This is a genomic window from Gloeocapsopsis crepidinum LEGE 06123 (assembly GCF_015207655.1).
GTDB lineage: Bacteria > Cyanobacteriota > Cyanobacteriia > Cyanobacteriales > Chroococcidiopsidaceae > Gloeocapsopsis > Gloeocapsopsis crepidinum.
Genome location: NZ_JADEWN010000025.1, coordinates 1 through 15,215, shown reverse-complemented (window position 1 = coordinate 15,215; position 15,215 = coordinate 1). Strand labels below are relative to the sequence as shown.

The window sequence follows — 15,215 nt, the reverse complement described above, 5'->3', positions numbered from 1 at the left end:
CGGTGAGAGCTACTAGGTATGAAAACTATCGGCATCTATCGAAGAGTTTTTCCTCTTACGTCGGAAGCTTTTATCAAAGAGCAATCTTACAATATGATGCGGTATCAGCCTACTTTCATCTCGAATACTCTTTTGCAAGATATACCATTTTCTAACATTGCTGTTAGTCAAAATGACTTATTAGGTATTAAACAAGCTGCTTTTCTTTTAACGCGATCACACAAGTTATTCAAAGACTTTGATTCTTTAAGAAACCTAGCTTTAATTCATGCCCATTTTGGTCCCGATGGTGTGTATGCTATGTCCATAGCTGAAGAGTTAAGAGTTCCATTGATGGTTACTTTTCATGGCTATGATATTACTATTTCACGTACAGCACTATGGCGCAAAGGTAAGTTCTTATACTATCAGCTAATTTTTCATGAGGAAGAGCTTAAAAGAAAAGCTACAAAGTTTCTTGCTGTTTCTAACTTTATAAAAAATAAGCTTCTAGAAAAAAAATACCCAAAAGAAAAAATTATCCAACACTATATTGGTGTAGATATAGAGAAATTTTCTCCTGGTAAAAAATCTAAGGAACGCTATATTCTCTGTGTTGGTAGACATACACAAAAAAAAGGTATCGATACCCTGTTACGCGCCTTCGCAAAAATTACTAACAAACATCCTGAAGTTTTGCTGATCCAGGTAGGAACAGGTACTTTAAGTAATACACTACATAGCTTAACAAAAGCTCTTGGGATCGAGCAGCGGGTACGCTTTCTTGGCGCACAACCACATGAAGTAGTATTAAATTTGATGCGTGGCGCAGAAGTTTTTGCATTAGCCAGCCAAACTGCAAAAAATGGAGATTGTGAAGGACTACCAATCGTCATTAACGAAGCTTCTGCGTGTGGAATACCAGTTGTTTCTACTTGGCATAGTGGTATTCCTGAAGCAATTTTAGATGGTGAAACAGGCTTTCTTGTACAAGAAAAAGATGACGTAGCTTTGGCAGAAAAGCTAGATATACTACTATCTGATTGTGCTATAGGTGAAAAAATGGGACAGCACGGACGCCAATTCACCTGCGAAATGTTTGATATTCGCAAGCAAACTTCTAAGTTAGAAGCTATTTATGATTCACTTATTCAACAATTTTAAGCTGCAATAGTATTTTATCTTCTTACACATTTAGCTGATTAGTAACTGTTGATTAATAACTATGGTAAGTAACTTTGTTAGTATGCCTTCTTTTGAAAAAGCTGTAAAATACTTGGATGTTCTAACATCTATTAGCAATAACTTCCTCGACGGCTCTCTACAAGAAAATATTGTCTATGTTCATCTCCATAAATGCGGAGGAACATCAATTACTCAAGCAATTAAGTCTTGTTACCATCATCTAGGCAGCATTCTCGACGAAAATACATTTCATCTTAATGGGCAAGCCGCATCTAGTGCTGCTCAAAAAATCATTTCTCAAATAGATCTGTCTTCTGAAACGACAGCCGCATATAGCGATTATTTAATAGCTAAGTTCCGCGAAGACTTACTTTTATACTATATGTGTCAGCCAAATATTAAGTATATTGCTGGACACTTTGCTTTTAGTAATACAGCTTATCAATATTTTGCTAAAAAGTATGCGTTTGTTACAGTTTTGAGAGAACCAGTAAAAAGATGGATTTCAGCTTATTTTTATAACCGATATAAGAAACACCAACTAGAAGGAGAATTTTCTGACTTTTTGAAATCAGATAGTGCAATTAAAGGGGGATGTTTATATGTCAAGAGTATTGGTGGCTTGGATAAATCAGGAGATTATAGCTCCCAAAAAGCAATCGCTAGAGCTAAAGAGAATTTACATAAATTTAAGGTTGTTGGTTGCTTAGAATATACACCAGATTTTCTCAATCAATTTGAAAAAAAGTTTGGCAAAAAATTAAAAATAAGGAGATTTAATCAAAGTCCTAAACCAAAAAAAATTCAACAAGCTGTTGTTACACCCGAAATTGAAAAAAAAATTAGGGAAATTTGTCAACCAGATATTGAAGTATATCAATACGCGTTAGAAAACTTTGTGAAAAAAGCTACATAGAAGTTGTTTTCTTCATTTTTTCAATAAACAATACTTTCAATAAGTTTCTACCATTAATAAGTAGTTTTAGAAGTTATCTATAATGCACTCATGCTTACCTAAACTGTAATAGCAATTGCTCTACATAGAAGAACCTGTCATGAAAGTCAAGTCTTGGTTCAGTTTGGTCTTCAGTGCAACTATTCTATTATCTTTAGCAGGATATACAACACAGGCAAAAGTCATTGATTCAGTTACTGAAGACATTAGTCAAGCTAGATCTCGCGAGTTTTCAAATTCAAAGGGAGGAGATGCATGTAACAAGTTAGAGAATGTTACTGATAGTACTATAGCTGGGCGACAAGCATTTCTCCATTGGGTAGCGCGTTGTGGAGAACGTTCTGAATTAGCAATGAAACGAACTGTTCTGGGAAATACATATTGGTATGGATGGTCAATTTATATTCCCCCCAGTTGGCAAGATACTTCAAGAGGATACGATATTGTCAATCAGTGGTTAGTTTATCCGGCTCAGATCCGCTTCAAAGAAGCTTGTGGTGCAGCAGGCTCCTACATTGCTCGTAGCAAGGATACGTTGACATTCGCGTTTCAACGTCAGGGAGATACAAAAGAAGTCGTTTGTACTAAATACCCTTTAGCAAAAGTCGCTGAGATGAGAGGGAAATGGGTCGATTTTGTTATGCATGCAAAATGGACGGGTAACAAGGACGGTCATCTTAAACTCTGGATGAAGATAGGCGATGAACCTTATCAATTGAAGGTTGAGCATATTGGTTCTACATATTGGAACCATGCAAAAACCGGTCCTTACTTCAAGATGGGATTATACAAAGGTAATCCAAATTTTCCAGGTCCTGCTCCGCGATATTTGTATACCGGAGGATATCGCCTAGGAGATGCTACTTCTAACTTCCAAGCAGTTAATCCTGCTAGAGAATTGCTTACCTGTAGGTATGCTCCCAAACTATCTGAAATGTTAGGGTTGAGGTGTCATAATTAACGCGAACTGGCAGGAGTTTGTGTTAACATTTTTTGCATTTTAGTAGTAAAAAAAATTTGAATAGGCGATGCAGTTGCCTGCTTTTTTATGTCGAAAAATGTTGTCGATCACTTAATTCACATTACGTAATTCCTGCTGGAGTTAAATAAGATGAAGTTGTTATTGGTTTGCAACCCAGGTGGACACTTCTCCACTATGATGGGACTCAAAAGTTTTTGGTCAGCTTATTCGCGAGAATGGGTTACTTATCCAAAATGGGACACGCAAAGTTTATACGACAAAGAAGTAGTTAATTGGGTAGAAATGCAAGAAGCTCGCATGCTTTTTCCAGCATGCGTTAACTTTACTAAGGCTTTAACTATCTTAGATAAAAGCAAGCCTGACTTAGTTATGTCTACTGGCGCAAGTCTTGCTGTGCCTTTTGTTTTAGCTAGCAAGTTTTTTGGCATAAAAACGGTATTTGTTGAGAGTATTACTCGTGCTAATGAACTGAGTCTAAGCGGGAAAATGGTCTACAACCTCGTAGACGAATTTTACGTACAATGGCCTGAATGCGTACAGCGTTATCCCAAAGCTCAATACAAAGGTGTTGTTGCTTAAGTGCCTAACAGTTGAACTTCGCGTTTCGATATCTATTGAACTTCTACTACCGGAATACTTGTTGCAAACGAGATTGTATCTATATTTTGTTTTGGTAGTTACAGGAGGGTTTCGGCAAAGGTTTATGCCATGATTATCTTCACAGTTGGAACGATATTCTTCCCTTTCGATCGAGCAGCTAATTGGTTGCAAGTTCTTTTACAGGAAGAAATTATTGTTGAGCCAGTATTATTTCAGCATGGTGCTACGTCTGTTGCTCAACTAAGTCATCCTTTACTTACGAACGTATCTTCATTAACGACTGCTGAAATGCAAGCTGCAGTGAAGCAAGCATCTTTAGTTGTTTCTCATGCAGGACAAGGCTCCACACGAATGTTAGCAGGGATGGGAGCTTGTTTTGTGCTCATCCCTAGACTAAAACGTTACGGAGAACATATTGACGAGCATCAGCTACTATTTGCTCGTGCTGTCGAGAGATTTGGTGTACATTACTGTACCGAACTTGAGCAGTTAATTCGATACATCAAACAACCACCATCTCCCTTACATGACAAATTGTTTGATGCTCCTTTACTAGCAGAGCATTTGATTACAAGGTATAAAGTTCTAAATCTGCAAAAATAACTCTAAATTTGAAAGCTTCATTGCATGACTCCTTAGCTGAGAGAGAATAATGAACAATACTCAACCGCGAGTCAGTATTGGAATGCCTGTATATAATGGTGCTATCTATCTTAAACAAGCATTAGACTCACTATTAGCTCAGACATTCCAAGATTTTGAACTTATCGTTTCTGATAATGGCTCCACTGACGCAACCGCAGAAATTTGTCGAGCATATGCCGATCAAGATTCGCGCATCCGTTACTATCGTAACGAACAAAATCTTGGGGCTGGCTGGAACTTTAATCGTGTTTTAGAGCTTGCGAATAGCAAGTACTTCAGATGGGCATGTCACGATGATATGTGTGCTCCTGAACTATTACAGCAATGTGTTGAGATACTAGATTGTAATCCGGCAGTAGTTCTCTGCTATCCAAAAACTATCATTATTAATGAACACGAACAGCAAGTAGAAAAATACGTTGATGATTTTAATCTGCGATCGCCAGAACCCCACAAAAGATTCAAGCAATATCATCAAATTGTCCGGTATGGGCATGGATGTCACCCACTTTTCGGATTAATCAGAACAGACATCTTAAAACAGACAGCCCGCATGGGAAGTTATCCATCTTCAGACTTAGTTTTGCTGGGAGAACTCGTTTTAAATGGTGAGTTTTATGAAATTCCTGAATATCTCTTCTTTAAACGAGATCATCCAAACACATCAGTAAGAGCGCATCGTGCTTTCCGCCAACGGATTGCTTGGTATGATCCTTCTAAAGAAGGAAAGCTGCATCTGACAAGGTGGAAATGGTTTTTAGAATATCTTGCTGCGATTAAGCGGTCGCCAATCAACTTTGCTGAGAAAACGCAATGCTATCTACAAATGTTGCGCTGGATGCGTTGGAACTCAATTTGGTTGAGTAAAGATTTAACTAAAGCTGCAATTTGGCCTTTACTACAGCTATTTTTAAACTTCAACTCTGAGAGACAACTTGCTAAGAAAGCTCAAACTTGAGGAAATTTAAGACAAGCTAATTATTGCTACTCTACTTTTAGATTGTCAAATGTTGCAGGATTATTTCGACTACCAAATCCTACCCTACCTCCTGAAAATGTAGCGTCTGTAACTGCTGCTTGCAATACATTATCGCGGTACACATTAACCGTACTACCTTTTTTTTCTACTTTGATATTATAGGTAGCTCCTCCCCTGATTGTATTATCAAAGTTAGCAATCTGGGTTGCTACTCCTCCTACTACTTTGAATAGTCCGTGAGTGCCATCATTGTCACTTTCATTAAAACTAGCATAGTAGTAGTTTTGCTGGTTTTGGTAATTAAAAATAACTGAGAAGTCATCCCAATCACTAGAGCCTGCGGTTGCGCCTGCATCTGCTGTAAGCGTAAAGTTAGTAGGAACTGAGGTCTTATGAACAGTTATGTTGCCGTTAGGAACATCTATCAAACTTGAATTTGTATTTCTCAGTAAGTACTTACCGCTATTTATACTCCAACTCCCACCGGCATCAACAGTAAAATTGTTAGCAGATGTAGAAAAGTCTTCAAAAATTAACTGGGGTGGTGGAGGTGGTGGAGGCTGTACTTGCGAAGAGCCAGAGGGTGCAACTTCTTCAAAGCTAGAATTAGCATCACCTAAGCGATATTCATCTGTATAAAGATAGCGAGGAGCAGCACCTTTAAAATTTGGATCGCCTTTATATAAGCCCATTTTAAAATAAGGTCCAGTGCCCTCGTCATTCCAGTAAGTGCGCCCAGAGTAGTTGATCTTCTCAACATATGGTTCGTTCCCTACTTTCATCCAGAGCTTTAAAAAGCCGTCGCTGTTTCCAGTCCATTTCGTATGCATGACGAAATCTACCCATTTTCCCCGCACCTCTGAGAGGTTTGCTAAGGAGTATCTAGTACATTCACTGTCAGAATTTTCGCCTTTCCTTTGGAGTCTGAAGCTAATTGAGTCACCACTTCTGAGTATGTACGAACCAACTGCACTGCAAGGCATTCTGCGACCAGGAACATTAGGATATATTGACCATTGCGTCAGAATATCGTAATCATCCGCTGGGTTTTCCCAGTTCGAGGGAATAAACATTGACCAACCGTACCAATAGGTATTCCCAATAACAGTGCGTTGCATTGCTAGCTCAGAACGTTCTCCACAACGATTTACCCAGTGTAAAAAAGCTTGTTTTCCTGCTCGAACTGGATGAGCTGTATTACCTGTGAAAGTAGTTACGTTTTCTAATCGGTTGCACGCAGATCCTCCCTTTGATTTTGAAAACTCACGCGATCGGGCTGTGGCAATATCTTCTCTTACTGAGTCTATAATTGCTGCGTCAGATTTATTTGCTCCCATCAATAGAAGTAAAGTTGTACTCAGAAGTAAACCGGACAAGCGAAAAAACAAGTTCTTTTGAGGCATTGCATATAGAAAATTACAACCCTTCATACTTAGATTATTCCTTTGAAAAAGTGATAGTTTTACTTTTAACTGTACGATGTCTTCAAGAAAGTGCATTTGAGTAAAGCAGAAAAGGTAAACTAATAACTTTCTTGAGGAAGTCACGCTACTTTAATACAGCTTTACAAAACTAAAGTACAACTTAGAGTAATTTTAAAAAAATTAAAAACCAAGGGAGAAATTACTGATTTTTACATTTCTGTAATTACACTTTAAGAGTTGTTTTTTAGTTATAAAACTCAGTAAAACTACTAGAGTAAATACACAGAGAAAATAATAGCCTTGTATAAGCATTTCGCTCGCGAGCAGTTTTTTTCTAGTAGAAGGATGTGTACATTTAGTGAATGATTCATCTTGAAAAGATAATTTCTTTTCAGTATTTTCTTTTAGAAGAAAAGTACTGTCAACACATATAAATTCAGTAAATACACATATTTGTATATTGCAAAGTAGAAGATATGAAAGTAGTACTTAGAAATGGAGATATTATGTTAATTAAACTAAATAAAATTAATATAGATACTTCCCCATAGAAGTTTATAAAATGTAGTCATTTGAGAGACTGTTATCATTATTTCACCTGATGAAATGGCTATTTATTGATGCTGAATACTGTTAGCTCAATATTTCACGTAAGTACAAGCAATTACTAATTTAAAACTACGAGGAAAACTCATGAAAGCAGTAATATTGGCAGGTGGATTGGGCACGCGTATAAGTGAAGAAACTGCTATCAAGCCGAAGCCGATGGTCGAGATTGGCGGTAAGCCAATACTATGGCACATCATGAAAATCTATGCTGCTCACGGTATCAACGATTTCATTATCTGTTGCGGTTATAAGGGCTATGTAATTAAGGAATACTTTGCGAACTACTTCTTACATATGTCTGATGTTACGTTTGATATGCGGTTTAATCAGATGAATGTGCATTGTGGTTATGCCGAACCGTGGCGCGTAACTTTGGTAGATACCGGAGAATCCACCATGACTGGAGGACGTCTAAAGCGGGTCAGAGAACATGTAGGTAATGGTACATTTTGCTTTACGTACGGCGATGGAGTGAGCAATGTCAACATCACACAGCTGTTAGAGTTTCACAAACAACAAAAAACCAAGGCTACCCTAACAGCGGTACAACCCCCTGGACGCTTTGGTGCAATTTGTCTAGCAGAAGAACAAACAAAGATTACTTCCTTTAAAGAAAAGCCAGGTGGCGATGGTGCATGGATCAACGGTGGGTACTTTGTCCTTGAACCCGAAGTCATCGACTACATTGCTGATGACAGCACAGTATGGGAACAAGAACCTTTAGAAAAATTAGCGCACTTAGAACAGCTATCGGCATACAAGCACGATGGTTTTTGGCAGCCGATGGATACTTTACGGGATAAAAACTACCTAGACAACTTATGGCAGAAAGGACAGGCTCCTTGGAAGGTCTGGTAAGAAACTCCATTAGAATTCACAGCAATCATCACAATGCGATTTAACTTCCAAAGGCAAAAATATTCTTATGTACGATTATGCAGTTATTGGTGGTGGGATTGTTGGTCTGGCTGCTGCGATCGCAGTGGGGAAACGTTATCCTACAGCTCGAATTGTAGTTTTGGAAAAAGAACAAACTTGGGCAAGCCACCAAACAGGAAACAATAGTGGTGTCATTCACTCAGGGATTTACTACAAACCAGGTAGTTACAAAGCTCAGTTCTGCCGCGAGGGTAATCGCTCAATGGTAGAGTTTTGTCAACAGCATAATATTGCTCATGAGGTATGTGGCAAGGTCATTGTCGCAACTGAACAGCACGAATTACCAATTTTGGAGAACTTGTATCAACGTGGCTTGGCTAATGGTCTGAAAGTAAATCAACTGAGTGCACAGCAAGTGAAAGAAATTGAACCACACGTTCAGTGCTTAGCTGGTTTACGAGTACCTTCGACAGGAATTGTTGATTATAAGCAAGTCTGTCAAAAATACGTAGAAATTTTTCAAGCACAAGCGGGAGAACTGCGTCTAAATACCCAGGTACAGAAAATTACTAGTCGTAGTGATTATACGGTACTAGAAACAAATAATGGCACATTTGAAACTCGGTTTGTGATTAATTGTGCTGGATTGCATAGCGATCGCATTGCGCGATTAACCAAGGCAAATCCAGAAGCAAAAATTGTCCCTTTTCGAGGAGAGTACTACGAACTCAAGCCAGAAAAACGCTATTTGGTAAACAGCTTAATTTATCCCGTCCCTAATCCGGCGTTTCCATTTCTAGGCGTACACTTCACGCGGATGATTGATGGTACGGTACATGCTGGTCCTAATGCAGTTCTTAGTTTTAAGCGTGAAGGTTATCACAAAACAGATTTTAATTTGCGAGATTTGACGGAGGTAATGACGTATTCTGGTTTCTGGAAGTTGGCAGCAAAACACGCCTCGGAAGGTCTGCAAGAGATGGTTCGATCTTACTCAAAGACAGCGTTCGTGCGCAGCTTGCAGCGGTTGATTCCAGAGGTGACAGAAGCTGATGTGATACCCACCCACGCAGGAGTACGAGCACAAGCTTTACGACCTGATGGACAACTCGTTGATGATTTTCTGCTAGTATCTTCGCAAAATGCGCTGCATGTATGTAATGCTCCTTCGCCTGCGGCAACTTCTTCGCTAGAAATTGGTAAAGCAATTGCCTCAAAGATTCCTGAACAATCGCTACTTGCAAGTAGCGATTGCTGTTTAGTTACGACGAACAGTTAAGTCTAAAATACCAATTTTTTCAGCTTCCTTAAATCTACTTAGGAAGATGACTACTAGTAATTTCCGTAATAACTGGAAACACATAACCAAAACAAACATGGAATTGCAATTACTCTGTTTTCCTTAATTAATAAGGCAATATAATGAGTCGATTTATAATCAACATCATCAAGAAGAAAATTCTAGTTGGTCGTTTGAGAGCAATTGCTGGAGTAAGTCAATACACGCTGCGTCAGTGGTTGTTTTCGCCTCTGACGAAAATTGTTGGCTTAAATATTCTGACTCAGGAAGATGTTTTGAAAAGGAGAGATAAATACCAAGTTTTGAGCTTCGGCTCTCAAGAAACAGCGATCGCGAGTGAACCATCTGAAAATATCGATGAGGTTCCTCAAGTCATTAAAAGCCATAGTGGCATTATTAATTTTAGCAAACCCTTTGTCTTCCAAGTCGCTAATGCTCAGCTTATAGGATCAGTCGCAGTTGGTTTTGATGGTGCTGGAAACTTAATTTCCCAAACATTCCCAGGTATCGGTAATCTTAAAAGATATTTACCAACGCGAACATTGTTGTTCAAGAGCTTGCCGCAATTGGGAGTTCCGCAGTTAGATACAGCATACTCTTTGATTAATTGGAGATCGCGAAATTATTATCACTGGATTACGGATTGCTTAATTCAACTTGAGGCACTTGAATATTACCAAAAACAAACTGGAAGAAAGCCTAAACTAGTTATTCAAGCAAATCCAGTGAGTTGGCAAGTAGAATCGCTGAGACTTTTAGGATATGCGCCAAACGATTGTATTGAGTGGAAAGTCTCAAGAGTAAAAGTTAAGCATTTGATTGTAGCATCGGCGCGACGTGAACAGCGAACACCCTCACCAGCGGCGTGTTTATGGCTCCGAGAGCGAATGCTCAATAATCTACCTCCGACCAGTAGTGAAAAACAGAATTTTGCCTCAAGAATTTACATTTCACGGCCTAAAGCAGTAGGTAGAAAAGCAACAAATGAGGATGAGGTCATAGCAACTTTGACTCCTTATGGATTTAAGGAATACATATTGGAAAACTTAAGCTTTGCCGACCAGGTGCGGCTATTTTCACAAGCAGAAATCGTTGTGGCGACTCATGGTGCTGGTTTAGTTAACATGATATTCGCACAGAAGTTAACCGTTATCGAACTTTTCGATACATTTGCTGCTCCTAACTATTTTCTATTAGCAAAAGCGTTAGGTTTTCACTATGAATGCTTAACATCAGGTGAAAAAGCTCAATTTCAGTACAGTAAGAAATTTAATGAAGTATCAGTTGATATTGTGAAATTACAGGCATTAGTTACTAAGCTTCTTGATACCTCTAATTCTGGAATGCTACTGAAAACCGTTAACCAGTAAATACTAATTCATAAACAATTTCTCGAACGGAATACATCTGCAGGTCAGTACCAAATTAAATCACCTACGTAATACCAATTCTCTAAATTCCAGCTACACATAGAGCATCGACTATCCAATCCCACTGGGTCAGAGACTTCACCTCCTCAGGCGACAACTGGTTCACCCAGCAGGTAATCGTTTGCTGGAGTTGAGCAATAGACCCAAAGTGCATCCAAGCCAACGCTCGCTTGAGTTGTTGCCACAATCGCTCGAGCGGATTGACCTCAGGGCAGTAGGGAGGCTGAAATAAGAGGATGACGTTGTCAGGAAGGGTCAAGGCGTCCGCTTGGTGAGCACCAGCGTTATCCACCTGGATCACATGCAGGTCGTCAGGAAATTGAGCCGCAAACTGCGTGAGTGCGACCTCAAAACAGGCTTGATCTAGATGGGAGAACTCCATGAACCAGGAGGCTCCGCTTTCAGGTGCAACGAAACCGTAGAGCCACCGATAGAGAAACTGCCATTGCACCTCACCGACAGGTTTGATGCCAAATCCCGTCAGTTGGCGATGCTGCACTGTGAATAGACCCAGACGAGTTTCGTCTTCACACCAGTAGTGAATCCGTCCCTGATATTGCTGGCGTTGCGCTTGAGTCAGATGCTTGTCAATTAGTGCTCCAAGGTTTCCTCAAAGGCCTCAACAGTCCCAACCTCCTGCTTCTCAAACACAGGACGAGGACGCTTGAGCTTGCCTTTGAGACCATAGCGAACGGTTTTATGCACAGTCTTGTAAGGCACAACTTGGTCATGCATTGCCGCCAACCACTGCTGTACCTCCCTATAGCTGGCAAACCCCTCTGGGTCTTCCAGTTCTTGGGCTAACTGCTCTCGCACCTCTCCATCAATCGCTCGAGGACGCCCTGGTTTTGGCTTACACGCCAGTAGAGCCTCTAGTCCTCCCTGGCGATAGCGGGACAGCCACCGAGAGATTGTGATGCGGTGATACCCACTCAATTGGGCTAATTCGTTGACTTGCCTCACCTGCTCCTGCTTCAGCCACCACAGAATTTGGACTTTACTGCGCTCAACCGCACTCGATTGCTGACTTAGCAGTGCTTTCAATTCTTCTGCTGATTCTTGAATGTCTAGTTTGAGTACACCTGTCATTAGTTTGTCCTCAACACGCAGGGGGGACTTCTTTTGTAACTCCATTTTAGAGAATTGGTATAACACCTTGAAAGGCGAAGGAAACAAGAGTACGATCGCCTACTCACATCTGAAAATATCCTTTAACGTGTAGAGTTTCAAACTTATGAACATACTTGTCACCGGAACAGAAGGTTACATCGGCTCCTTACTTGCTCCTATGCTGATCCAACGCGGACACAAAGTTTTAGGAGTAGATACTGGTTTTTACAAAGTTGGTTGGTTATACAATGGTACTGAATATACTGCCAAAACCTACAACAAAGATATCCGGCGGATCGTTGCAGAAGATCTCCAAGATGTCGATGCAGTAGTACACATGGCAGAACTCTCTAACGATCCTACTGGACAGCTTTCTCCCAACATCACCTACGACATCAACCACAAAGGTTCTGTGCGCTTAGCAGAACTCGCAAAAGCAGCAGGTGTACGCCGCTTTGTTTATATGTCTTCTTGCAGTGTGTACGGTGTTGCCACTGGAGATGATGTCACAGAAGAGTCTGCCGTAAATCCACAAACAGCATATGCCGAATGCAAGACGCTAGTAGAGCGAGATGTTCAGGCAATGGCAGATGATGGTTTTTCTCCTACATTTATGCGCAATGCCACTGCGTTTGGTGCTTCTCCAAGAATGCGTTTTGACATCGTGTTAAATAACTTAGCAGGACTTGCGTGGACAACCAAAGAAATTAAGATGACAAGTGATGGAACTCCTTGGCGTCCACTGGTTCATGTCCTTGATATTTGCAAAGCAATTGCCTGTGCGCTGGAAGCACCACGGGATATTATTCACAATCAGATCTTTAATGTGGGAGATACCGCAAACAATTATCGAGTCCGAGAAGTTGCACAAATCGTTGCCAATGTTTTTCCAGATTGTCAATTAAGTTTCGGCGAGAATGGTTCAGACAATCGCAGCTATCGCGTTTCGTTTGAGAAAATTAACAAAACACTGCCAGGATTTAAGTGCGACTGGAATGCTCTGTTAGGCGCGCAACAGCTATTCAATTATTTCACTCTTATTGATATGTCAAAAGAAACCTTCCTATTTAGAGGGTTCACTCGTCTCAAACAACTAGAGTATCTAATTAACACCCAGCAAATCGATGAGAACTTCTTTTGGACTTATTAGAACACCATGCTGATGGTTTTAAGGATTGAGAGATAAAGGTAGTCAAGTGTGTCGGAAATTAGAATTGAAGCTGAAGATATGACCTTGGTAGGCTTTCGTCAAGAAGCGAATAGCGCTGCTTCAGGTCAAAGCGTTATTAGTTTAGTCAATGGTGATGTAGCAGAAACAGGTTTTGCCTCGTTCAATTTTGCAGGTGCCTCTGGTTTATACAACGTAGTTGTCGGCTACTTTGATGAAAATGATGGTGTTAGCCAATTTGAAGTTCGTCAAAAGCATGCGATCGTAGATGCTTGGAGTGCCAACCAAAATCTAGGTAGTGCTTCAGCCAATAGGCAAACTAGAACACTACGCACGATTGCTACACAGTTAGCTATTAGCCAAGGTGATACATTCTACATCAAAGCTGTGGAGGATGTTGGAGAACCTGCCAGGATAGACTTCATGAATTTCGTTCCTGTTACACCACCTGCTATATCAGCAATTATTAATGGTACAAGCGGAAATGATCGACTAGTAGGCAATACTAGAAACGATACACTCAACGGTTTTGCTGGTAACGATATTCTTGAGGGTCGAGGAGGTAATAACAAACTCAATGGTGGTACCGGTTTAGATACTGCTGATTATACCTACACATTCAACGGTATTATTGCCAACCTCAAAGATGGAACTGTCCTCAAACCTGTGTTTGGTACTACGACGCCAAGAATAATGCCTTTAGGTGACTCGATTACAGCAGGAGAACACAATGTCGAGCCAACTCCAGGAACTTATCGAATTCAGCTATGGAAAAATCTAGGTGCTGATAATTTAAGCGTAGATTTTGTTGGTTCGCAATTTAATGGACCACCTAGTCTAGGAGACAAGAACCACGAAGGGCGTGGTGGTTGGACAATTGATCAAATTACTAGCTTAGTTGATCGGGGAATCATCAAAACGTATCAGCCACAGATGGTCTTATTGATGATTGGTACCAATGATGTACTTCGTAGTAACTCGCTGAATACGATCGCTGGCGATTTAAGCAATCTGATTGATCGCATCAGTCAAGATTCAAGTAACACACGTATTTTTGTGTCTTCAATTGCACCAATTGATCCTGCTTACAAAGGAACTACACGAGCAAATCTTGCCAAAGACTTTAATGCTTTGCTACCCGATTTTGTTAAAGACAAAGTTGCCCAAGGTAGAAAAGTTACTTATGTCAATGCTGGAGGCAGTCTTAACCTTAATGACTTAGTTCCAGACGGCGTTCACCCTAATGTTGCGGGATACAACAAGATAGGAGACGCATGGTATGACACACTTGTTAAGCGAGATACACTGACAGGTATCGAAAATATTATTGGTTCTAACTTTGCTGATAAGTTAGTCGGAGATGCTGGTCACAACACGCTTAGGGGTGGTCTTGGTAGAGACACGCTAACTGGTGGCGGCGGTCCAGATAATTTCTTTTATAAAGAACCAAGAGAAAGTAGCGATTTAATCACCGATTTTGGTGCTGACGATCGCTTAACATTTTCTAGCACAGGTTTTGGTGGTTTGGTTCGTGGTGTCAAACTCAGCACAACAGCAGTGGATACGGGAGTTTTTGCAAGCGGAACGAATCCCACACCATTGGGTAGTAGTGCCAACTTTTTATATAACATCAATACGGGTGTCCTGAGATTTGATGCTGATGGAATGGGATCAGGTTCGGCAACAACAATTGCAACCTTAGCTGGCGTGCCATCGTTGAGTGCTACTCAATTCTATATTTCTTAATAATTTTTGAAGGAGCTTAAGAGTGATCATAGTAGACACAGCACTAAAAGCAAGAGCAGAAGCAGGAAAGCCGATCCGTGTAGGGATGATTGGGTCGGGATTCATGGGCAGGGGGATTGCCAACCAAATCATCAACTCGGTGCCAGGGATGGAACTGGTAGCAATTGCCAACCGCAACGTCGCCAAAGCCCAACGCGCCTATAACGAAGCCGGAATTGAAAACG

The 15,215-nt window shown here is 40.5% G+C and carries 14 protein-coding genes and 1 pseudogene; 12 read left to right on the top strand and 3 right to left on the bottom strand.

Annotated features, from left to right (window positions below):
* Positions 1–18 precede the first annotated feature (18 nt).
* From IQ230_RS11695 to IQ230_RS11670, 6 genes are all read left to right on the top strand, one after another.
* The gene (locus IQ230_RS11695; RefSeq protein WP_193932167.1) at positions 19–1,143 is read left to right on the top strand and encodes a glycosyltransferase; all 1,125 of its coding nucleotides are present in this window, start codon (positions 19–21) and stop codon (positions 1,141–1,143) included.
* 82 nt (positions 1,144–1,225) lie between these two features.
* Positions 1,226–2,080 carry a sulfotransferase family 2 domain-containing protein gene (locus IQ230_RS11690; RefSeq protein WP_228054787.1) on the top strand — a complete coding sequence of 285 codons (855 nt, stop codon included), beginning with the start codon at positions 1,226–1,228 and terminating at the stop codon, positions 2,078–2,080.
* A gap of 139 nt (positions 2,081–2,219) precedes the next feature.
* Positions 2,220–3,080: a heparin lyase I family protein gene (locus IQ230_RS11685; protein WP_193932165.1), complete on the top strand. Its 861-nt coding sequence runs from the start codon at positions 2,220–2,222 to the stop codon at positions 3,078–3,080.
* 150 nt (positions 3,081–3,230) lie between these two features.
* The gene (pssD, locus tag IQ230_RS11680) at positions 3,231–3,680 is read left to right on the top strand and encodes a PssD/Cps14F family polysaccharide biosynthesis glycosyltransferase (protein WP_193932164.1); all 450 of its coding nucleotides are present in this window, start codon (positions 3,231–3,233) and stop codon (positions 3,678–3,680) included.
* Between the two features lie 129 nt (positions 3,681–3,809).
* Positions 3,810–4,304, top strand: a complete 495-nt coding sequence (locus IQ230_RS11675) for a glycosyltransferase (RefSeq protein WP_193932163.1) — start codon at positions 3,810–3,812, stop codon at positions 4,302–4,304.
* 49 nt (positions 4,305–4,353) lie between these two features.
* Positions 4,354–5,304 (top strand): glycosyltransferase family 2 protein, encoded by a 951-nt coding sequence (locus IQ230_RS11670; protein ID WP_193932162.1) that lies wholly within the window; start codon positions 4,354–4,356, stop codon positions 5,302–5,304.
* A gap of 26 nt (positions 5,305–5,330) precedes the next feature.
* On the opposite strand, the gene IQ230_RS11665 is transcribed toward IQ230_RS11670, so the two are convergent.
* Complete coding sequence (locus tag IQ230_RS11665; protein ID WP_228054785.1) at positions 5,331–6,728, bottom strand: heparin lyase I family protein; 1,398 nt, start codon at positions 6,726–6,728, stop codon at positions 5,331–5,333.
* A gap of 714 nt (positions 6,729–7,442) precedes the next feature.
* Between IQ230_RS11665 and rfbF the strand changes: the two genes are divergently transcribed.
* The 3 genes from rfbF to IQ230_RS11650 all read left to right on the top strand — a co-directional run bounded on the left by rfbF (position 7,443) and on the right by IQ230_RS11650 (position 10,907).
* Positions 7,443–8,216 carry a glucose-1-phosphate cytidylyltransferase gene (rfbF, locus tag IQ230_RS11660; RefSeq protein ID WP_193932161.1) on the top strand — a complete coding sequence of 258 codons (774 nt, stop codon included), beginning with the start codon at positions 7,443–7,445 and terminating at the stop codon, positions 8,214–8,216.
* 67 nt (positions 8,217–8,283) lie between these two features.
* Positions 8,284–9,516 (top strand): L-2-hydroxyglutarate oxidase, encoded by a 1,233-nt coding sequence (gene lhgO, locus IQ230_RS11655; protein WP_193932160.1) that lies wholly within the window; start codon positions 8,284–8,286, stop codon positions 9,514–9,516.
* Between the two features lie 143 nt (positions 9,517–9,659).
* The gene (locus IQ230_RS11650; RefSeq protein ID WP_193932159.1) at positions 9,660–10,907 is read left to right on the top strand and encodes a glycosyltransferase family 61 protein; all 1,248 of its coding nucleotides are present in this window, start codon (positions 9,660–9,662) and stop codon (positions 10,905–10,907) included.
* Positions 10,908–10,989: 82 nt separating this feature from the next.
* On the opposite strand, the gene IQ230_RS11645 is transcribed toward IQ230_RS11650, so the two are convergent.
* Together IQ230_RS11645 and IQ230_RS11640 are read right to left on the bottom strand one after the other, a co-directional pair.
* Positions 10,990–11,547 carry an IS630 family transposase gene (locus tag IQ230_RS11645; protein ID WP_228054796.1) on the bottom strand — a complete coding sequence of 186 codons (558 nt, stop codon included), beginning with the start codon at positions 11,545–11,547 and terminating at the stop codon, positions 10,990–10,992.
* An 11-nt stretch (positions 11,548–11,558) separates the two neighbouring features.
* On the bottom strand, positions 11,559–12,056 hold the full coding sequence (locus IQ230_RS11640) for a helix-turn-helix domain-containing protein (protein WP_193932158.1): 498 nt from the start codon (positions 12,054–12,056) through the stop codon (positions 11,559–11,561).
* 145 nt (positions 12,057–12,201) lie between these two features.
* On the opposite strand from IQ230_RS11640, the gene IQ230_RS11635 reads away from it, so the two are divergent.
* The 3 genes and pseudogenes from IQ230_RS11635 to IQ230_RS11625 all read left to right on the top strand — a co-directional run.
* The gene (locus IQ230_RS11635; RefSeq protein ID WP_193932157.1) at positions 12,202–13,227 is read left to right on the top strand and encodes an NAD-dependent epimerase/dehydratase family protein; all 1,026 of its coding nucleotides are present in this window, start codon (positions 12,202–12,204) and stop codon (positions 13,225–13,227) included.
* A gap of 48 nt (positions 13,228–13,275) precedes the next feature.
* On the top strand, positions 13,276–14,991 hold the full coding sequence (locus IQ230_RS11630) for a GDSL-type esterase/lipase family protein (RefSeq protein WP_193932156.1): 1,716 nt from the start codon (positions 13,276–13,278) through the stop codon (positions 14,989–14,991).
* An 85-nt stretch (positions 14,992–15,076) separates the two neighbouring features.
* A pseudogene (locus IQ230_RS11625) lies at positions 15,077–15,215 on the top strand (NAD(P)-dependent oxidoreductase); the annotation flags it as partial.